19 protein-coding genes are annotated in these 18346 nt (G+C 56.0%); 10 read left to right on the plus strand and 9 right to left on the minus strand.

Annotated elements, in window-relative coordinates:
- Positions 1-5: 5 nt before the first annotated feature.
- Complete coding sequence (locus tag ACFPLB_RS17115) at positions 6-2519, minus strand: heavy metal translocating P-type ATPase (protein WP_378232004.1); 2514 nt, start codon at positions 2517-2519, stop codon at positions 6-8.
- Between the two features lie 165 nt (positions 2520-2684).
- Between ACFPLB_RS17115 and ACFPLB_RS17120 the strand changes: the two genes are divergently transcribed.
- From ACFPLB_RS17120 to ACFPLB_RS17130, 3 genes are all read left to right on the plus strand, one after another.
- A complete protein-coding gene (locus ACFPLB_RS17120) occupies positions 2685-2876 on the plus strand; it encodes a heavy-metal-associated domain-containing protein (protein ID WP_378231924.1) in 192 nt (63 codons plus the stop codon).
- Positions 2877-3013: 137 nt separating this feature from the next.
- The gene (locus ACFPLB_RS17125; RefSeq protein ID WP_378231926.1) at positions 3014-4081 is read left to right on the plus strand and encodes a linear amide C-N hydrolase; all 1068 of its coding nucleotides are present in this window, start codon (positions 3014-3016) and stop codon (positions 4079-4081) included.
- A gap of 108 nt (positions 4082-4189) precedes the next feature.
- Positions 4190-5191: a 4-hydroxyproline epimerase gene (locus ACFPLB_RS17130; RefSeq protein WP_378231928.1), complete on the plus strand. Its 1002-nt coding sequence runs from the start codon at positions 4190-4192 to the stop codon at positions 5189-5191.
- A gap of 2 nt (positions 5192-5193) precedes the next feature.
- Here ACFPLB_RS17130 and ACFPLB_RS17135 read toward each other — a convergent pair whose 3' ends face one another.
- From ACFPLB_RS17135 to ACFPLB_RS17155, 5 genes are all read right to left on the minus strand, one after another.
- Positions 5194-5427, minus strand: a complete 234-nt coding sequence (locus ACFPLB_RS17135) for a sulfurtransferase TusA family protein (protein ID WP_378231931.1) — start codon at positions 5425-5427, stop codon at positions 5194-5196.
- A gap of 5 nt (positions 5428-5432) precedes the next feature.
- Positions 5433-6728, minus strand: coding sequence for a L,D-transpeptidase family protein (locus tag ACFPLB_RS17140; protein WP_378231932.1), 1296 nt, complete (start codon positions 6726-6728; stop codon positions 5433-5435).
- Positions 6729-6995: 267 nt separating this feature from the next.
- Complete coding sequence (locus ACFPLB_RS17145) at positions 6996-7946, minus strand: acetyl-CoA carboxylase carboxyltransferase subunit alpha (protein ID WP_378231934.1); 951 nt, start codon at positions 7944-7946, stop codon at positions 6996-6998.
- A 106-nt stretch (positions 7947-8052) separates the two neighbouring features.
- Complete coding sequence (locus tag ACFPLB_RS17150; protein WP_378231936.1) at positions 8053-8970, minus strand: site-specific tyrosine recombinase XerD; 918 nt, start codon at positions 8968-8970, stop codon at positions 8053-8055.
- 13 nt (positions 8971-8983) lie between these two features.
- Positions 8984-9133, minus strand: coding sequence for a histidine kinase (locus ACFPLB_RS17155; protein ID WP_378231938.1), 150 nt, complete (start codon positions 9131-9133; stop codon positions 8984-8986).
- A 138-nt stretch (positions 9134-9271) separates the two neighbouring features.
- On the opposite strand from ACFPLB_RS17155, the gene ACFPLB_RS17160 reads away from it, so the two are divergent.
- The 3 genes from ACFPLB_RS17160 to ACFPLB_RS17170 are packed head-to-tail and all read left to right on the plus strand — an operon-like array spanning position 9272 to position 11907.
- On the plus strand, positions 9272-9865 hold the full coding sequence (locus ACFPLB_RS17160) for a shikimate kinase (protein WP_378231940.1): 594 nt from the start codon (positions 9272-9274) through the stop codon (positions 9863-9865).
- The gene (gene aroB, locus ACFPLB_RS17165; RefSeq protein ID WP_378231943.1) at positions 9866-10981 is read left to right on the plus strand and encodes a 3-dehydroquinate synthase; all 1116 of its coding nucleotides are present in this window, start codon (positions 9866-9868) and stop codon (positions 10979-10981) included.
- On the plus strand, positions 10978-11907 hold the full coding sequence (locus ACFPLB_RS17170) for a transporter associated domain-containing protein (RefSeq protein ID WP_378231945.1): 930 nt from the start codon (positions 10978-10980) through the stop codon (positions 11905-11907). Before aroB ends, ACFPLB_RS17170 begins: the two co-directional genes overlap by 4 nt.
- A gap of 23 nt (positions 11908-11930) precedes the next feature.
- Here ACFPLB_RS17170 and ACFPLB_RS17175 read toward each other — a convergent pair whose 3' ends face one another.
- On the minus strand, positions 11931-12212 hold the full coding sequence (locus ACFPLB_RS17175) for a BolA family protein (protein WP_378231947.1): 282 nt from the start codon (positions 12210-12212) through the stop codon (positions 11931-11933).
- 184 nt (positions 12213-12396) lie between these two features.
- On the opposite strand from ACFPLB_RS17175, the gene ACFPLB_RS17180 reads away from it, so the two are divergent.
- From ACFPLB_RS17180 to cobT, 3 genes are all read left to right on the plus strand, one after another.
- On the plus strand, positions 12397-13017 hold the full coding sequence (locus ACFPLB_RS17180; protein ID WP_378231949.1) for a J domain-containing protein: 621 nt from the start codon (positions 12397-12399) through the stop codon (positions 13015-13017).
- Positions 13018-13139: 122 nt separating this feature from the next.
- Complete coding sequence (gene cobS / locus ACFPLB_RS17185; protein WP_378231951.1) at positions 13140-14126, plus strand: cobaltochelatase subunit CobS; 987 nt, start codon at positions 13140-13142, stop codon at positions 14124-14126.
- A 2-nt stretch (positions 14127-14128) separates the two neighbouring features.
- A complete protein-coding gene (gene cobT / locus ACFPLB_RS17190) occupies positions 14129-16021 on the plus strand; it encodes a cobaltochelatase subunit CobT (protein ID WP_378231953.1) in 1893 nt (630 codons plus the stop codon).
- A 71-nt stretch (positions 16022-16092) separates the two neighbouring features.
- On the opposite strand, the gene ACFPLB_RS17195 is transcribed toward cobT, so the two are convergent.
- Positions 16093-16344, minus strand: coding sequence for a hypothetical protein (locus tag ACFPLB_RS17195; protein ID WP_378231955.1), 252 nt, complete (start codon positions 16342-16344; stop codon positions 16093-16095).
- On the opposite strand from ACFPLB_RS17195, the gene ACFPLB_RS17200 reads away from it, so the two are divergent.
- The gene (locus ACFPLB_RS17200; protein ID WP_378231957.1) at positions 16343-17173 is read left to right on the plus strand and encodes an esterase-like activity of phytase family protein; all 831 of its coding nucleotides are present in this window, start codon (positions 16343-16345) and stop codon (positions 17171-17173) included. The genes ACFPLB_RS17195 and ACFPLB_RS17200 overlap by 2 nt on opposite strands.
- Here the strand turns inward: ACFPLB_RS17200 and ACFPLB_RS17205 are convergent, their stop codons facing one another.
- Positions 17174-18343: an NAD(P)/FAD-dependent oxidoreductase gene (locus ACFPLB_RS17205; protein WP_378231959.1), complete on the minus strand. Its 1170-nt coding sequence runs from the start codon at positions 18341-18343 to the stop codon at positions 17174-17176. It lies immediately after the preceding gene.
- Positions 18344-18346 lie beyond the last annotated feature (3 nt).

An 18346-nucleotide genomic window follows, 5' to 3' on the forward strand; every position in this document is an offset into this window, starting at 1 on the left:
TTTCCTTATTTCGCCTTTTGAGCATCTGCCGCCAATATAGGTTTAAAACCCCTCAGGCGCAGTGCATTGGATACAACAAAGATGCTTGACAGCGCCATAGCGCCTGCCGCCAGAACCGGCGACAGCAAGATGCCGAAACCGGGATAGAGCACGCCCGCCGCAACCGGAATCAGTGCCGCATTATAGGCAAAGGCCCAAAACAGATTCTGCTTGATATTGCGGATTGTGGCGGTTGAAAGCGCAATGGCATTGACCACGCCGCGCAAATCGCCCGACATCAGCACCACATCGGCAGATTCAATGGCAATATCGGTGCCTGTTCCAACAGCCAGCCCGACATTGGCTTCTGCCAATGCAGGCGCATCATTGATACCGTCACCGACAAAGGCAAGCTTGCGGCCACTGGCACGAAGTTCATGGATTGCGGTGACCTTGCCTTGCGGCAGCACTTCCGGCACCACTTCATCAATGCCAAGTTGGCGCGCTACAGCTTCAGCGGTCGCGCGGTTGTCGCCGGTAATCATGGCGACCTTCAACCCAAGATCATGCAAGGCGCGGATGGCTTCCGGCGTGGTTTCCCGGATCGGGTCAGCCACCGCAATAATGGCTGCCAGCCGGTTGTCGATTGCCGCATAAAGCGGGGTTTTGCCTTCACCGCCAAGACGCGCCGCCTCATTTTTAAAACCTGCCACATCATGGCCGAGCTTTTCCATATAGCGGTCGGCGCCGACCGCCACGTGACGCCCCCCCACAGATGCCGCAACACCATAGCCGGGGACTGCCTCAAAATTTTCCAGCGGCGCGATTGCCAGGCCGCGCTCCTGGGCTGCCGTGACGATAGCGGTTGCAATCGGATGTTCGGAGCGTGCCTCAACGGCTGCCACCAGCGCCAGCACCTCGTTATATTCAAACCCGGTTGACGGTGTCAGATCCGTCAGTTCGGGCTGGCCCCGGGTTAGAGTTCCGGTCTTGTCAACCGCAACGATTGCAACATCGCGCAAGGCCTGCAAGGCTTCGCCCTTGCGAAACAAAACGCCCATTTCTGCGGCCCGGCCAGTACCGACCATGATCGAGGTTGGCGTGGCCAGCCCCATGGCGCAGGGGCAGGCAATGATGAGAACGGCCACCGCATTGACCAACGCAAAGCTCAATGCAGGCTGCGGGCCAAAGACCAGCCAGATGAGAAAGGTGAGGGCGGCTGCCGCCATGACAGCCGGAACAAACCATGCCGTGACCTTGTCAACCAGCGCCTGAATCGGCAGTTTTGAGCCTTGTGCCTCTTCGACCATGCGGATGATCTGCGCCAGCACCGTATCTGCGCCAACCTTGGTGGCCTTAAAGGAAAAGGCACCGGTCTTGTTGATGGTGCCACCCACCACCTGAGCGCCTGCCTCCTTGAGGACAGGAACCGGCTCACCGGTAATCATCGATTCATCGACATAAGAAGACCCTTCAATTACCTCGCCATCAACGGGAACCTTGTCACCGGGGCGAATCTGCACATGATCACCGGCAAGAACCTGTGCCAGCGGCACTTCGATCACTTGTCCATCCCGCTCGATGCGAGCGGTTTTCGGCTGCAACCCGACCAGCCGCTTGATCGCCTCGGAGGTGCGGCCTTTGGCTCTGGCTTCCAGATAGCGGCCAAGCAGGATCAGCGTGACGATGACCGCTGCCGCTTCATAATAGACATTGGCTGTGCCGGCAGGCAGCAATTGCGGCACAAAGGTCGCCACCACCGAATAGGCCCAGGCAGCAGATGTGCCTAACACGACCAGCGAGTTCATGTCCGGTGCGGCGCGCAGCATGGCAGGCACACCTTTCTGGAAGAAGCGGCGGCCGGGGCCAAACAAAACAAGCGTGGTCAGCACAAACTGGATCAGCCAGCTTGTCCGGGTGCCAATCGTGTTCATCACCAGATTGTGAACTGCGGGAATGAAATGCGACCCCATCTCGATGATGAAAACCGGCAAGGTCAGCAGGCCAGCCGTCAGCATTGCCCGGAACAGGCTGGCAAGTTCTTGTTCGCGGGTCTGGCGTTCACGCTCACTTGCCGCATCATCACTGCCCAGCCGATGCGGCTCATAGCCTGCATGGCGGATCGCAGCCTCAATGGCCTCAACCGAGGCAAGCCCGGCCAGATAACGCACACTGGCCCGCTCCGTTGCCAGATTGACTGTGGCAAAGCTGACACCGGGAACGGCTTTGAGCGCTTTTTCAACATGGGCCACACATGAGCCGCAAGTCATGCCGGCTATGCCCAGTTCTACAGCAAGTTCCGGCACATCATAGCCTGCGCCCTCGATTGCGCGCACCGCAGCCATGCCATCAGCCTTGCCTGCAAAGGAGATATTGGCGCGGCCGGTCGCCAGATTGACATTGACGTTTTGCACATCAGGCAGTTTGGCAATCGCCTTTTCCACATGAGAAACACATGACGCGCAGGTCATTCCTTCAACGGGAATACTCAATGCCGATCCGGATTTTGCTGCTTCTGGCAATGGAGCGACATGCGTCATCATCATCATCTTCCTTTTCAAATCCATTGCATCTCAGATAGGGCTTCCAACAGTGGGAAGGTCAAGACCTGTGGTCGAAATCATTTTTTGCGCTCATCCTGCTTGACCTTGCCATTGTGGCAACCCTCATATCAGCAACAGACAAGCTGTTTGAGGAAAAATTACATGTTGCAACTCACCCTTCCCGACATGACCTGTAACCATTGCGTACAGCGTGTGACCAATGCGGTCTTAAGTGTTGATCCACAAGCACAAGTGGTCGCCGACCCGCCATCGCGCCAAGTGGAAATCTCTACAAAAGCAGACGAGCAGACACTTCGTGATGCCCTCAGCGAAGCTGGCTATCCGGCAACATGAAAAACGACGCCAGATGGTACCATCCGGCTGCAAAATACCTCTTGTTTAGCCGCATTTATGCGACGTCAGATAGTACCATCTGACTGCAAAATGCTTTATAACCGTAAGTTGCACCTCATCATTAAGGACAACTTCTCATGGCCCTGAATTTTTCTGCAAAGCCCAAACTTGGTCTGGCCCTGCTGCTTTCAACCAGCTTCCTGTTCACGGCCACAGCACAAGCCTGTACGCGCTTTGTCTATGAAGGAGCAGGCAAGCAGATTATCACCGCCCGCTCAATGGACTGGAAAACCGATATCGGCTCCAATATCTGGGTGTTTCCACGCGGCATGAAGCGTTCAGGTGAAGCCGGCCCGAACTCGATTGAATGGACATCGAAATATGGCAGCGTCATCACTTCCGGTTATGATATTTCCACCACGGACGGCATGAATGAAGAGGGCCTTGTCGCCAACATATTGTGGCTGGTGGAATCACAATATCCTGAATATGACGGCAAGACACCGGGCCTGTCTCTGGCCGCATGGGCGCAATATGTCCTCGACAATTTCGCCACTGTCGAACAGGCTGTGACTGCGCTTGAAAAAGACCCTTTCACGATTGTCACCGCCGATGTTCCCGGCGAAAATCGGCTGGCCACCCTGCATCTGTCGATATCGGACGCCACCGGCGATAGCGCCATCATCGAATATATCGACGGCAAGCGGGTCATTCATCACAGCCGCGCCTATCAGGTGATGACCAATTCACCGACTTTCGACCAGCAACTGGCGCTGAACAGCTATTGGCAGCAGATTGGCGGAACCGTGATGCTGCCCGGCACCAACCGCGCCTCTGACCGCTTTGCGCGGGCCGCCTTCTATGTCAATGCAATCCCGCAGACCAATAATCCGCGAGAAGCCATTGCCAGCGCATTCAGCGTCATCCGCAATGTCTCTGTGCCCTACGGCATTTCAACACCTGACCAGCCCAATATTTCTTCCACGCGCTGGCGCACCGTTTCCGATCAGGAGCACAAGCTCTATTTCTTTGAATCGGTAATGACTCCCAATATTTTCTGGACCGATCTGACCAGGCTGGATCTGTCGGCGGAAACCGGGAAAGTGCTGAAACTCGACCTTGGGCCGGATCAGGCCAATATCTTTTCAGGTGAGGTCAATGGTGAGTTCAAGGAAGCGGAGCCATTCCGGTTTCTGGGCCTTTGACAGGCCGTAAACGAGCTTGAATTTCTGACTTGTGAGACTGATGATACAGTTTCACAAGTCAGCTTTTACTTTCAGTGCTCTCTTCTTGCCGCAAAGGTTTTCAAAACCATGGCCACGCATACATTTTCCTGCATTGACGGCCACACTTGCGGCAATCCTGTGCGCCTTGTCGCTGGCGGTGGCCCGCGCCTGGAAGGGGCCAACATGCTGGAAAAGCGTGAGCATTTTCAGCAAGAATTTGACTGGATCCGCACCGGGCTGATGTTTGAGCCACGCGGCCATGACATCATGTCCGGCTCCATTCTCTATCCGCCGACACGGCCTGACTGTGATGTGGCTGTCTTGTTTATCGAAACATCCGGCTGCCTGCCCATGTGCGGCCATGGCGCCATCGGCACCATCACCATGGGCATTGAAAACGGGCTGATCAGCCCGCGTGAACCAGGCCGCCTTTCCATCGATGCCCCCGCTGGCAAGGTGGACATCACCTATCGGCAGGAAGGCCGCTTTGTCGAAGAAGTCCGGCTGACCAATGTGCCTTCCTTCCTCTATGCCGAAGGGCTGACGGCAGAGGTCGAGGGACTTGGCGAAATCATTGTCGATGTTGCTTATGGCGGTAATTTTTATGCCATTGTCGAGCCGCAGAAAAATTTTGATGATATGGTCAACCATACCGCAGGCGAACTGGTGGGCTGGTCACCGAAATTACGCGCAGCCCTGAACGAAAAATACGAGTTCATTCACCCCGAACATCCACAAATCCGCGGCCTGTCGCATATTCAATGGACCGGCAAGCCAACGGTTGAGGAGGCGCATGCCCGCAATGCCGTATTCTATGGCGAAAAAGCCATTGACCGCTCACCCTGCGGCACCGGCACATCAGCACGCATGGCGCAATTGGCAGCCAAGGGCAGGTTGAAGGTGGGTGATGATTTTGTCCATGAATCAATCATCGGCTCCCTGTTCAAGGGCCGCGTTGAAGCTGCGGTTAAAATAGGGGAGCACGACGCAATCATCCCCTCGGTGGCGGGCTGGGCACGGATGACCGGCTACAACACCATTTTCATCGACGACCGTGACCCGTTCGCACATGGTTTTGTGGTAAAGTAGAGCTATCTGCCCCGTTCAATGAGAAAACGGTGCGCACCATCCAGCGCCACGGTTTCAACAAGAAGATGACCGGCCTCAGTGCAAAAAGCCGGAATATCAAGCACCGCCAGCGGATCGGTGGTTTCCAGCCACAGCCGCGCCCCTTGCGTCAACCCGGCAAGACGCTTGCGCGCCTTCAACACCGGCAAGGGGCAGTTGAGACCCCTCAAATCATAAATTTCAATCGAATCGTCCAAACCTGTCAGCCGCCAAACATGCCAAGCAGCCGCTTTTTCAGCTTCGCGCCCGCGCCATTGCCTTCAGCCGCCATATTGGTCTGTGCGGTTTGAGCATCCAGCGCCTGCACAGGCGTTTGTGCGGCAATTTCAGCAGCCTTGGCCGCAGCAGCCGTTTCAACCTGTTGTGCTTGTTTCGCAGCCTTTGCCGCAGCAATGGCTGCTTCCTTTTCCGCGGAAGCCTTTTTCTTTGCCGCCTGTTCAGCCTCCAGTGCGGCCATGCGACGACCTTCAGCCGAGGCAATACGGCCCATGCGTTCGCTCTGGGTGATGCTGCCATCGGCATTCAGCGTCGGCGGCTCAAGCGGCACGCGCTCGCCACGTGCCCGCTTGCGGGTCCATTCCGAAACAATATTGGCTTCCTTCAAACCAGCAATGGTCGGCTTGGGGGCAGGCGCAGACGATTTCAACGCACTGGCAAAAGCAGCCTCATAGCTGCTTTGATAGCTGCTATAGGCCATTTTGAGGGAATCAGGCTGTGTGCTGGCTGGACAGGCACCAACAGGATTGAAAGGCTTGCCGTCAGCCGAAATCTGGTTGAACACATAGCGCCGCTCACACACATCCACCTTGGGCGGCACCTTGGTCAGCTCAAAATGATCATAGCCGACTTTCAGCATCTTCCAGAATTCATAATTGGGATCATTGCGATAGCGCGCCATATTGGCAGCCGTCATGCGGAAGGGAAAAGCCTGCACCTGAAATTCGGTCTGGCCACCTTGAAAGGCATCGCGGCCAAAAGCGTAGATTTCTTCAATCTGCGCATCGGTCATCGAATAACAGCCGGCCGAAGAACAGGCACCATGCACCATCAGATTGGAGCCGGTGCGTCCATTGGCGCGATCATAAGCGTTGGGAAAGCCTATATTGAAGGCCAGATGATATTGTGAATTCGGCTTCATCTGCGATGAGCGGACCGTATAAAAACCCTCCGGGGCCTGCCGGTCGCCTTCGGTGAATTTAGGTCCAAGCTTGCCCGACCATTTGCAGATGTCATAGCTGGCAATGATGTCGTAACGACCATTGGCCTTCTGTTTCCAGATTTCCAGCTTGGCCTCTTCCTTGAACACGCGCGCCACAATCGGCGACGTCTTCTTCATGTCCTTGGCCTTCATCGCCTGCTGGATTTTAGGCGGAAGCTGCCGATTCGCATGCTGGGGCGTAAAATCGCCGATTGAAGCATCCGTGCAACCAGCAAGCGCGACAGCACTGACAAAAAGTCCCATTCTGGCAAATCTGGTCAGCGTAAATCTGGTCGGCATAGACACGCTCTTTGTCTTTATACATGCCCGATAGAGAACCGGACATGACATCATTACCGAAAAATACTGCCCGGCAACCACCTGATGATTGCAAGGCTTTTCTCGAGAAACGATATAACTCGTTAACCTTGCGAAATCCTTACCACAGCAGCCCAAACATTTGCACAAGCCATCCACGCAGGCCATCTGCTCAAGCCGCCATGATAGCCTTGTTACCGGGAAGCGATGGCTTCTTTGTGGCAAAAATGTGCCGTGGACTTACGGCAGTCACAAATTGCGCCCCATCGCCAGATATTTTTCGCGGCGCTGATCGCGAAAATCGATATTTCCTTCACCAAACTCCTTCAATGTACGGGCGATCAGATCGCCGGTCGCATCCAGAATTGCAGACGGTGCACGGTGCGCCCCACCCAGTGGCTCAGGGATCACCGCATCAATGATCTTGAGATTGAGAAGATCCTGCGCGGTAATTTTCATATTGGTGGCCGCATCTTTCGAGCGCGTCGTGTCACGCCACAGGATCGAAGCCGCACCTTCAGGCGAAATCACCGAATAAATGGCGTGTTCAAGCATATAGACCCGATTTGCAGTCGCGATGGCAATCGCACCGCCTGAGCCGCCCTCGCCAATAATAACGGAGATCGACGGCACTTTGAGAGCAAGCCCCATAGAGGTCGAGCGGGCAATGGCCTCGGCCTGTCCGCGCTCTTCTGCGCCGACGCCCGGATAGGCGCCAGCCGTATCCACCAGCGAGATCAGCGGAATGCCGAAACGGTCGGCCAGTTCCATGATGCGAACCGCCTTGCGATAGCCTTCGGGCCGCACCGAGCCAAAATTATGCTTCAGGCGGCTGGCTGTATCGGAGCCTTTTTCCTGACCAAGAATGGCCACCGGCTCACCCCGAAAGCGAGCAAAGCCGCCAATCAGTGCCTGATCCTCGCCAAAATTGCGGTCACCGGCCAGCGGCGTAAATTCCGTAAACAGGCTGCGCACATAATCCAGACAATGCGGACGGTCGGGATGGCGGGCCACCTGCACCTTCTGCCATGGCGTCAGCGCCTTGTAGAGATCGCGCAGCGCATCACGCGAGCGCTTTTCAAGCCGGGCGATCTCGTCGGCAACGTCCACGGACTCGCCGCTTTCCGCGAGCTTTTTCAGCTCGAGAATCTTGCCTTCCAGATCGGCAACCGGTTTTTCAAAGTCGAGATAATTATACATTTGTGATCGGACCAGGGCGCCAGAAATGGCGTTAACAGATGCCTGTACAACCCTGAATATAGAGTTACCAGACGCGAAATGTTGCTCTCACATAGCGATATGAAGCCTAATCAGCAAGCGGATGGTGTTCATTGACCAATCGCGCCAGTCGTTCTTCCAGAACATGTGTGTAAATCTGGGTCGTCGAAATATCAGCATGACCCAGCAATTGCTGGACAGCGCGCAGGTCTGCGCCGTTTTGCAAAAGATGGCTGGCAAATGCATGGCGCAACACATGCGGGGAAAGTTTTGTCGCTGAAATTCCAGCCCGTGCAGCCAGGCTTTTCAAATCGCGGGCAAAAACCTGCCGGGCCAGATGGCCGGTTTTGGAAGCGGCTGGAAACAGGAACGGGCTGGCTTCAAAACCGGCCTGTTTGTTGCGGACTTCCAGCCAGTCCTGCATGGCGGCACGCGCCTTGGCCGAAAGCGGCACCATGCGCTCCTTGCCGCCTTTTCCCTTCACCATGAAAAAACGGTCACTGCGCTGTGCAACCGTTACAGGCAGGGCCACCAGTTCCGAGACGCGCAAACCTGTTGCATAAAGCACTTCAACCAGCGCATGCAGCCGAAGCGCGGCAACAGCATCTGCGTCAGAAAGTTCAGGATTTGCAGCTTCGGCAGCCGCACGATCCAGCAAACGGCTCGTTTCTGCTTCACTCATGACGTTTGGTAGTGCAGTTTTCTTCCTTGGGCTGTCCAGCGTGCCGGTCGGATCATCCGCGCGCAGCCCTTCGGCATAAAGGAAAGCAAAAAACTGGCGCAGTGCCGAAAGTTTTCGGGCCTGTGAAGAGGCTGCAAAACCACATGCGGCCATTTTTTTCAGATAGGCGCGCAGTGCTGCGGTATCGGCTTGCGTTACCCCGCCTTCAATCGCCCCAGCCGCATCATCAAGATCGCGCCGGTAGGAGGCCAGTGTGTTTTGTGCCGCCCCGCGCTCTGCACTCATCATTTCCAGAAAGGCTTCAATGCGGGCAGCATCCTTCATGTCTGTCTGGTCCCTATTCCTGACGGTCCAGCCTTTCAGCCGGGATGCGCACACTTAATTCCGCCTGTTTTGGCTCCACGAACATAACCAACGCCACCATAGCGCCGTAGGCGATGCCAGCCAGCACGGCCAGCGTAATGATGAAGCGAAACAATGTTGGCATGAATTTTTCTGGTTCTTTCCATCAGGCCGCAATTTTATCTTTATGAAACGGGCCTGTATCCATTTCAAGAGCAGGTTCTGACCAGTGAAGAGCAAGCCTGCGCTTGACGCAACCTGACTTTTCATGTGGAACGCCACGATGAACGCACAGCAGGCATCCGCAAACCGGACCAACCACGCCGACCTCCTCCAGAAACTGGGTCAGCGCTCGATCGTCTTTGTCGGCCTGATGGGGGCCGGCAAGACAGCCATTGGCCGCAAGGTCGCCAGCGCCCTTGGCCTGCCCTTTATCGACAGCGACCATGAAATCGAAGGCGTGTCGCGCATGAGCATACCCGAACTTTTCGCCGCCTATGGCGAGCCGGAGTTCCGGGCGCTGGAACAGCGTGTCATTGCCCGTATTCTTGAAACCGGCCCGAAAATTCTTTCAACCGGCGGCGGAGCCTATATGAATGAAGAAACACGCGCAGCCATTGCCGCGCATGGCGTGTCGGTATGGCTCAAGGCCGATCTTGATCTTTTGATGGAGCGGGTGTCGAAAAAACAGAACCGGCCTTTGCTGCGCGATCCTGATCCGCGCGGTGTTCTGAGCCGGCTGATCGACGAGCGCTATCCGGTCTATGCACAGGCCGACATCACAGTGGCGACACGTGATGAAACCAAGGAGGTGATTTCTTCCGAGGTGATCGAGGCCATCACACATCATCTGAAATCTTCAGGCAAGGTGGATTAAATGGGCAAAGACGTAACGGTTGCGGTCGGACTTGGAGAACGCGCCTATGACATCCTGATCGGTCCGGGCCTGATTGCGCGCGCTGGCGCTGAAATCAGCAGCCGCCTGCCCGGTATCCGCACCGCCATCATTACCGATGAAAATGTGGCGCCCTTTCATCTGGAGGCCTTGAAAGCAGGGTTCGAAGCTGCCGGTATCGCCTCTTCAGTCGTTATTTTACCGGCCGGTGAAAAGACCAAGAGCTTTGCCGCCCTGCAAGAAGTTGTCGATGCCATTTTAGCCGCCAGGCTGGAGCGGGGGGACGCCGTTATCGCGCTTGGTGGCGGGGTGATTGGCGATCTGGCAGGCTTTGCCGCCGGTATTGTGCGCCGTGGCATGAGCCTTATCCAGATGCCAACATCACTGCTGGCACAGGTCGATTCTTCCGTCGGCGGCAAGACCGGCATCAACAGTGCACGCGGTAAAAACCTGATCGGCGTCTTTCATCAGCCAAAGCTGGTTCTGGCCGATACGGCTGTGCTGGATACATTGCCCGCACGTGAGTTTCGCGCCGGATATGCGGAAATCGCCAAATATGGGCTGATCGACCAACCGGATTTTTTTGCCTGGCTGGAAAAGAACTGGCAGGAGGTGTTTTCGGGCGGTGCTGCCCGCATTGAGGCGATTGCCCAATCCTGCCGCGCCAAGGCCGACGTGGTGGCGCGTGACGAATTCGAGACCAGCGACAGGGCGCTGCTTAATCTTGGCCATACATTCGGCCATGCGCTGGAAGCAGCCGTTGCCTATGATGGCGCCCGCCTTGTCCATGGTGAGGGCGTGGCAATCGGCATGGCGCTGGCACACCGCTTTTCAGTACGCATGAACCTTGCCAGCCCCGATGATGCCGAGCGCGTTGAAGCGCATTTGAAGGCAGTTGGCCTGCCGTGGCGCATGGCCGATATACCGGGAAAATTACCCGATGCGGATGCGCTGCTGGCCTTTATCACACAGGACAAGAAGGTCAGCCGCGGAGCCTTGACCTTCATCCTGACTCAAGGTGTGGGCCAGTCTTTTGTTGCCCGTGATGTGCCCCCATCGCAAGTGCTGGCCTTCCTGAAGGAGAACCATCCCGGATGAGCCAGAGCGGCTGGATCATTATTGTCCTGACGCTGGCAGCCGCAATGGCTGTCACCTTCCTGCTGCGCGACAGGCTGGCGCGGGCCATGGGCTATGTGCGCATCAGACAGGATGATGAAAAAGAAATGCTGCGCAGCAACGGCTCCCATGCCGACCGCCCCCGTTCTGATCGGCCCCGATCGGATAGGAAATGGCTTGGCGAGCGTTTTGAACTGGACGAACTGGAAGTCTCTGATGTGATGGTGCATCGCACCAATATGCGCTCGATCAATGCCGACAGCCCACCCGAAATCATCGTGCGTGAAATTCTGCAAAGCCAGAACACCCGCATGCCGCTCTGGCGCGGCTCGCTCGACAATATTGTCGGCGTTCTTCACGCCAAGGATGTGCTGCGTGCGCTGGATGATGCTGGCAATGATCTTTTGCGTGTCGAGCCGATGAAATATGCTGAAAAGCCATGGTTTGTGCCTGACACCACCACTTTGCAGGAACAACTCAACGCTTTTCTTAAGCGCAAGGCGCATTTTGCCATTGTGGTGGATGAATATGGCGAGGTCGAAGGTCTGGTCACGCTGGGCGACATCATCGAGGAAATTGTTGGTGAGATTGCCGATGAAAGTGACATCGACCTTGCCGGGGTCAAGAAGGAGGCGAATGGTTCAGTGGTGGTTGATGGAACCGTGCCAATCCGCGACCTCAACCGTGCACTGGACTGGGATCTGCCCGATGAGGAGGCAACAACGATTGCCGGCCTCGTCATTCATGAAGCGCAATCGATCCCGGAAGAAAAACAGGCTTTTACCTTCCACGGCAAGCGTTTTGTCGTCATGAAACGCGACAAGAATCGTATTGCACGCTTAAGAATCAGACCCGCCGAAGATGCCACCCTGCTTCAGACGCCCCTACGGCAAAAGGCCAGCACATAAAGTGTTTTGAAAAATTTCATAACCTACCAGCGCACCGTCTCGCCGGGGGCGGCGGTTTCCAGAGCCAGCGCATGCAGGCCGTCTTCGACCTCTGCCGCCAATGCCGCATTGACAGCCCGGTGGCGCTCAACCCGGCTCTTGCCCGTAAAGGCGGACGACACGATGCGCACCCTGATATGCGTTGCACCAGAGCCATCAAAACCGGGCTGGTGACCGGCATGAAGATGGCTTTCATCGATTACAGCCAGCCTTTCGGGCGCAAAAATCCCGGTCAGTTGCTTTTCGATTCTTTCAACTCTGGACATTGAACCGGCTCCTTACCATATGGGCCTTGCCGTCACACAATGCGCAAGATTATGTCTGATCCCACTGATGGCGGGTTAGAAACAGGGCGCGAATCTGCAAAACCCAGTTTCTGCCTTGAGGACACGGCAAAGTGCAAATGTCAATTCTTGTATCCTGGCGGCGAAGGGGCCATAGAACGGTCAGATGAAACCGTATCCTAAATATTTCGACAAGATCCGTATTCGCCGCGACAAGGCTGCGGACAAAAAATCTGAAGCACCGTCGTGCCAGTGGGATGGCTGCCAGGAGCCGGGCACCCATCGTGCGCCGGTCGGGCGCATGCGCGAGGGTGAATATTTCCGTTTCTGTTTCAACCATGTGCGCGAATATAATAAGGGCTTCAATTATTTTTCCGGCGTGCCCGATTCCGATGTTGCACGCTTCCAGAAGGAAGCGCTGACCGGCCACCGGCCAACCTGGAAAATGGGTGTCAACAAATCAGCCCATTCAGCACCTGATTATGCCCAGATGCGCTCAGGCCGTGCCGGTTATTACAACCGCATACGCGACCCGTTCAACGTCCTCAATGCCGATGATCCCAATGCAAAACCGCAGCGCCACCGCAAGGCGCGCCCGCTGGAGATCAAGGCGCTGGAAACACTGGGGCTGAGCGCAGAAGCAAGTGCGGAAGAAATCAAGGCGCGCTATACGCTTCTGATCAAGCGCCATCATCCTGATGCCAATGGCGGCGACAGGGCCTCGGAAGACCGCTTTCGCGATGTCTTGCAGGCCTATCGGATGCTCAGGCAGGCGGGCCTGTGCTGACAAGTGATAAGGCCAGAATGTTTTTCCAACTTTCATATGGGTGCAAAAGGCTTTAAGACCGCCCAGACAGAACAGCACAACCGGCAAAAGACAGTTTTTCCCGCGGAGACGTTTGAAGCATCATGAACAAGATGGATCGAGACATCGCTAACCTTCCCGACACAACTGTTCCGGTGAAAGACACTTTCGGTTTTGAATCGAAAATGATCGTGCCAGCCTATTCCCAGACAAGCGAACATGTCCCGGAAATCGATCCCGACTATCTTTTCGACCGGAACACCACATTGGCGATTCTGGCAGGTTTTGCCTATAATCGCCGGGTGATGGTTTCAGGCTATCACGGCACCGGCAAGTCAACTCATATCGAGCAGGTCGCTGCCCGCCTCAACTGGCCTTGTGTGCGCGTCAATCTCGACAGCCATGTCAGCCGTATCGATCTGGTCGGCAAGGACGCCATCGTGTTGCAGGAAGGCAAGCAGGTCACGGAATTCCGCGACGGTATTCTGCCCTGGGCCTATCAGCGCAATGTGGCGCTGTGCTTTGATGAATATGATGCCGGACGCCCTGACGTGATGTTTGTCATTCAGCGCGTGCTGGAATCTTCAGGCCGCCTGACCCTTCTGGACCAGAGCCGCGTCATCCGCCCGCATCCGGCTTTTCGCCTGTTTGCCACCGCCAATACGGTTGGCCTGGGTGATACGACCGGCCTTTATCATGGTACGCAACAGATCAACCAGGCACAGATGGACCGCTGGTCGATCGTGACCACCTTGAACTATCTGCCGCATGACAATGAAGTCAACATTGTCGCCGCCAAGGCCAAACATTACCGCGACGAGAAAGGCCGTGAGATCATCAATAAGATGGTGCGCGTCGCCGACATGACGCGCTCGGCCTTCATCAATGGCGACCTGTCCACCGTCATGAGCCCGCGCACCGTCATCACCTGGGCTGAAAATGCCGAAATTTTTGAAGATGTGGGCATGGCCTTCCGCCTGACCTTCCTCAACAAATGCGATGAGCTGGAACGGGCGGTGGTGGCTGAGTTTTATCAGCGCGTCTTTGGCGAAGATCTGCCCGAAAGCGCGGCCAACGTTGTTTTAGGCTAAGAATGGCGGGCCCCGGCGACAACACACGAAACAGACCAAAGGCAGGCGCTGAAACGGATGGTTTCAAGCGCGCCGTAACAGTGGCTGTCCGCGCCATCTCCAATGACAAGGAGATGGAAGTCACATTCACCAGAGACAAGCCCGCCATGGCTGGCAACCGGGCACGCCTGCCCGACCTGCCCAAGAAGGCGACTTCTGCCGATATCGCCATAACACGCGGCATTGGTGATTCCATGGCGCTGCGCCGCGCCTGTCATGACACGGGCATCCACACTAGGCTGGCCCCGGAAGGCAAGCAGGCCCGTGCGATCTATGACGCGGTTGAACAGACCCGCGTCGAGGCAATTGGCGCACGCGCCATGGCAGGCGTTGCCGGCAATCTCAACGCCATGCTGGAGGATAAATACGCCAGGGCCAATCTGGCCGATGTTCAGGACCGTGAGGAGGCCCCGCTTGAAGAGGCCGTGGCTCTTTTGGTGCGCGAGCGGCTGACCGGCCAGAAAATTCCCAAAAATGCCGAGAAACTGGTTGATCTGTGGCGCGGCTGGATTGAAGAAAAAGCCGGTGCCGACCTCAACGGACTGGACGACAAGCTGCAGGACCAACAGGCTTTCAGCCGCGTCGTGCGTGATATGCTGGCCTCCATGAATATGGCGGAAGCACTCGACGACAACGAAGAAACGCAAGAAACCGCAGACGATCAGGACGAAGAGCCGCAAGGCGGCGAGGATGCCGAAGAGGGCGGCGAAGAACAGGATTCCGGCTCGGAAGACGCACAGGCCGAGGAAAGTTCAGCTTCCGAGGATGACGAGTCACAGGCTCAGGCCGATGCCGACGACGCCATGTCGGAAGACATGTCCGATGATGCCGATGTTGATTCTGAAGCATCCGGTGAGGCGCGACACGGCGACAACCCGTTCACCAATCTGGCAAAGGAAATGGACTACAAGGTCTATACGAGCCAGTTCGACGAAACCGTTGGCGCCGAAGAGTTGTGCGAAGAAGAAGAGCTGGACCGCCTGCGCGCCTTCCTCGACAAGCAGCTTGCCAATTTGCAAGGTGTCGTTGGCCGTTTGGCCAACCGCCTGCAGCGCCGCTTGATGGCGCAGCAGAACCGCTCATGGGACTTTGACCTTGAAGAGGGCTATCTTGACCCCGCCCGCCTTGTGCGCGTGGTTATCGACCCCATGCAGCCGCTGTCTTTCAAGCAGGAGCGCGACACAAAATTCCGCGACACGGTGGTGACCCTGGTGCTCGACAATTCGGGCTCCATGCGTGGACGTCCGATCACGGTTGCGGCAACCTGCGCCGACATTCTGGCTCGCACGCTGGAACGCTGTGGCGTTTCCGTGGAAATTCTGGGCTTCACCACCCGTGCATGGAAGGGTGGGCAGGCACGGGAAAAATGGCTGAAAGATAACAAGCCGGTCGCTCCGGGCCGTCTCAATGATTTGCGCCATATCATCTATAAATCAGCCGATGCCCCCTGGCGGCGGGCCCGCCGCAATCTCGGCCTGATGATGCGTGAAGGGCTGCTCAAGGAAAATATCGACGGCGAAGCCCTGTTGTGGGCGCATCAGCGGCTAATGGCCCGGCCCGAACAGCGCAAGATCCTGATGATGATCTCCGACGGCGCGCCGGTTGATGATTCCACCTTATCGGTCAATCCGGGCAATTATCTGGAGCGGCATTTGCGCGGAGTCATCGAGTTGATCGAGACACGCTCGCCAGTTGAATTGCTGGCTATCGGCATTGGCCATGATGTGACGCGCTATTATCGCCGCGCCGTTACCATCGTTGATGCTGAAGAACTGGCCGGGGCCATGACCGAACAGCTTGCCTCGCTGTTTGAAGAAGAAAACGGTCGCGGTTCCGGAACACGACGGGCATCCTAGAGCATTTCGTGTTTTCACGAAAAACGTGATGAAATGCTCTAAGCTCTTATTTTAACCGCATTTATGCGACGTCAGATGATTCCATCTGTACTCACAAAATGCTCTGATGCCCGCCATATTTTAAAAATGCTTTCTAACTGCCCATTCAAAAGCGGCCTGCGCTTGTTTCTGCTGATGCTGGGCATCCTCTTTTGCGCGCCGGCTTTTACGCAACCGGCGCCCGTCCAGCCCATCAGCGTTTCTTCACGCCCGATTGTAAATTTCCATATCGGCCGCAAAACAACACGCTTTGGGCCGTTGGAGTTTGTCGGCGGGCTGGACATGACCAGCACGACCCGAGACTTTGGCGGCATTTCCGCCATGCGGTTTCTGTCACCGGGCCGTGAGTTTCTTGCTGTTGCCGACACCGGCCATTGGCTGTTTGCCACCATTGCCCGTGATGCGACGGGAAAACCTGCCGGGCTTGAGCAGGTGCGTTTGCAGCCCATGGCCAGCACAGCCGGCAAAAAAATAAAAAGAAATAAGGATTTTGATGCTGAAAGCCTTGCCATAAGGGGCAAGGAGGCTGTCGTTGGCTTTGAGGCTCAACACCGCATCAGCCGTTTCCGCATCGACCCGCAAGGCATGTCCAAACAGCTTGGTAAAAATATTGATTTTATCATTCCCTCCCATGAATTGCGTTCCAACAGGAGCTTTGAAACGCTTGCCTTTGCACCGCCCACAAGCCCGCTTGAGGGGGCACTTGTGGTGGTCACCGAAAAAAGCCTCGACCCTTTGGGCAATATTTTTGCAGCCATCCTCGACGGGCCACAAAAAGGTATTTTCACCGTCCGCCGTTCTAACGGGTTCGACGTTACCGATGGCGCCTTTCTGGATAATGGTGACCTGCTGCTGCTGGAACGCAGCTATACGCTGAACCGTGGGCTTCGCATGCGGCTGCGGCGCGTGACCGGAAGTGACATGGTCAAAGGTGCGCTGGTTGACGGTCCAGTGCTGTTTCAGGCTGACATGACCTATCAGATCGACAATATGGAAGCACTCGATGTGTGGCGGCGTGCGGATGGCGCCACCATGATTTCCATCATGTCAGACGACAATCAGTTGATTTTGCAACGCAATCTCTATCTTGAATTCATCCTCCACGAGGAATGATCAGATCACATTGAGTTCGCGGAAAGGCCGTCCGTCCGCAAGCCGCTGATAGGAAAATACCGAACAATCCAGCGTGCGATAATGGCCATGCACAATCAGTTCAGCCAGCGCCTTGCCCACGGCTGGAGCCTGCTGCAAGCCATGACCGGAAAAACCATTGGCAAATATAAAATTCGACACCTGCGGATGAGGGCCGACAATCGCATTCTGATCGAAGGCGTTGTAGTCATAATGCCCAACCCAGGCCCGCGTCATCTTGATGGCCTCAAAGGCTGGAATGCGTGTGGCCAGCACCGGCCAGATCTCATTTTCAAACAGATCCCAGTCAGGCTCGAAATCATCTGATTGAGCAGCCTGTTCACCCTCCTCATTTTCCGCTCCGCCGGTAATATAGACCGAGCCTTCAGGGCGCACATAAATGCCGGTTGGATCAACAAGCAGCGGCATATCGGTGTAGCGCTCACGCGCTTCAAACACGAAAACATTGCGCTTGCGCGGCTCAACCGGCAGTTCAATCCCGGCAAGGGCTGCGACATTTCCCGCATTGGGACCCGCAGCATTCACCACCAGTCCCGCTTCCAGTCTTTCGCCATTATCCAGTGTGACCGATGCAATATGATTGCCCTGTCGCTCAATGGCGGCAACCGAAGCGGTAACAAGATCAACCTTCATGCTGCGCAGCGCCTTGCGAAACAGATGCAGATAGGCATGGGCATCAAACCAGCCTTCACCGCTGACACCATAGGCCCCGCCTGCAATTCCTTCCGTCGACAGCCAGGAAAACCGCTTTGCCAGCCTTTCTGCATCTTCCAGCACAATGTTGGCGCCCTCGGCCATTTGCACAGCATGATTGGCCTGCAAGATCGGCAGCCCTTCTTCCGAGGCAAGGATCAGATAGCCACCTTCATGAAAGCCGATATCGGCCTCCTCACCAAATTCTTGCTTCAACTGGTGAAACAGGCCCAGCGTGAAACGTGACAACCGGATATTTTCCGCAATGGAAAACTGCTGGCGGATCGAGGCTGCTGACAAGGTTGTGGCAGAATGCGTGAATTGTGGATCACGCTCGATCACGGCAAGCGAGCCGGAAAAACCTTCCTTGCGCAGAAAATAGGCAAGCGAAGCCCCCATGATTGCGCCGCCGATAATGACGATGTCATATTTCGCCATGAT

It is taken from the genome of Aquamicrobium segne (assembly GCF_042656785.1).
GTDB lineage: Bacteria > Pseudomonadota > Alphaproteobacteria > Rhizobiales > Rhizobiaceae > Mesorhizobium > Mesorhizobium segne.

Bases quoted from the DNA above. Each gene is read 5' to 3' on its own strand.
- ACFPLB_RS17115 (WP_378232004.1), bottom strand. From the start codon at position 2,519: ATGACGCATGTCGCTCCATTGCCAGAAGCAGCAAAATCCGGATCGGCA.
- ACFPLB_RS17120 (WP_378231924.1), top strand. From the start codon at position 2,685: ATGTTGCAACTCACCCTTCCCGACATGACCTGTAACCATTGCGTACAG.
- ACFPLB_RS17125 (WP_378231926.1), top strand. From the start codon at position 3,014: ATGGCCCTGAATTTTTCTGCAAAGCCCAAACTTGGTCTGGCCCTGCTG.
- ACFPLB_RS17130 (WP_378231928.1), top strand. From the start codon at position 4,190: ATGGCCACGCATACATTTTCCTGCATTGACGGCCACACTTGCGGCAAT.
- ACFPLB_RS17140 (WP_378231932.1), bottom strand. From the start codon at position 6,728: ATGCCGACCAGATTTACGCTGACCAGATTTGCCAGAATGGGACTTTTT.
- ACFPLB_RS17145 (WP_378231934.1), bottom strand. From the start codon at position 7,946: ATGTATAATTATCTCGACTTTGAAAAACCGGTTGCCGATCTGGAAGGC.
- ACFPLB_RS17150 (WP_378231936.1), bottom strand. From the start codon at position 8,970: ATGAAGGATGCTGCCCGCATTGAAGCCTTTCTGGAAATGATGAGTGCA.
- ACFPLB_RS17155 (WP_378231938.1), bottom strand. From the start codon at position 9,133: ATGCCAACATTGTTTCGCTTCATCATTACGCTGGCCGTGCTGGCTGGC.
- ACFPLB_RS17160 (WP_378231940.1), top strand. From the start codon at position 9,272: ATGAACGCACAGCAGGCATCCGCAAACCGGACCAACCACGCCGACCTC.
- aroB (WP_378231943.1), top strand. From the start codon at position 9,866: ATGGGCAAAGACGTAACGGTTGCGGTCGGACTTGGAGAACGCGCCTAT.
- ACFPLB_RS17170 (WP_378231945.1), top strand. From the start codon at position 10,978: ATGAGCCAGAGCGGCTGGATCATTATTGTCCTGACGCTGGCAGCCGCA.
- ACFPLB_RS17175 (WP_378231947.1), bottom strand. From the start codon at position 12,212: ATGTCCAGAGTTGAAAGAATCGAAAAGCAACTGACCGGGATTTTTGCG.
- ACFPLB_RS17180 (WP_378231949.1), top strand. From the start codon at position 12,397: ATGAAACCGTATCCTAAATATTTCGACAAGATCCGTATTCGCCGCGAC.
- cobS (WP_378231951.1), top strand. From the start codon at position 13,140: ATGAACAAGATGGATCGAGACATCGCTAACCTTCCCGACACAACTGTT.
- cobT (WP_378231953.1), top strand. From the start codon at position 14,129: ATGGCGGGCCCCGGCGACAACACACGAAACAGACCAAAGGCAGGCGCT.
- ACFPLB_RS17200 (WP_378231957.1), top strand. From the start codon at position 16,343: ATGACCAGCACGACCCGAGACTTTGGCGGCATTTCCGCCATGCGGTTT.
- ACFPLB_RS17195 (WP_378231955.1), bottom strand. From the start codon at position 16,344: ATGTCCAGCCCGCCGACAAACTCCAACGGCCCAAAGCGTGTTGTTTTG.
- ACFPLB_RS17205 (WP_378231959.1), bottom strand. From the start codon at position 18,343: ATGGCGAAATATGACATCGTCATTATCGGCGGCGCAATCATGGGGGCT.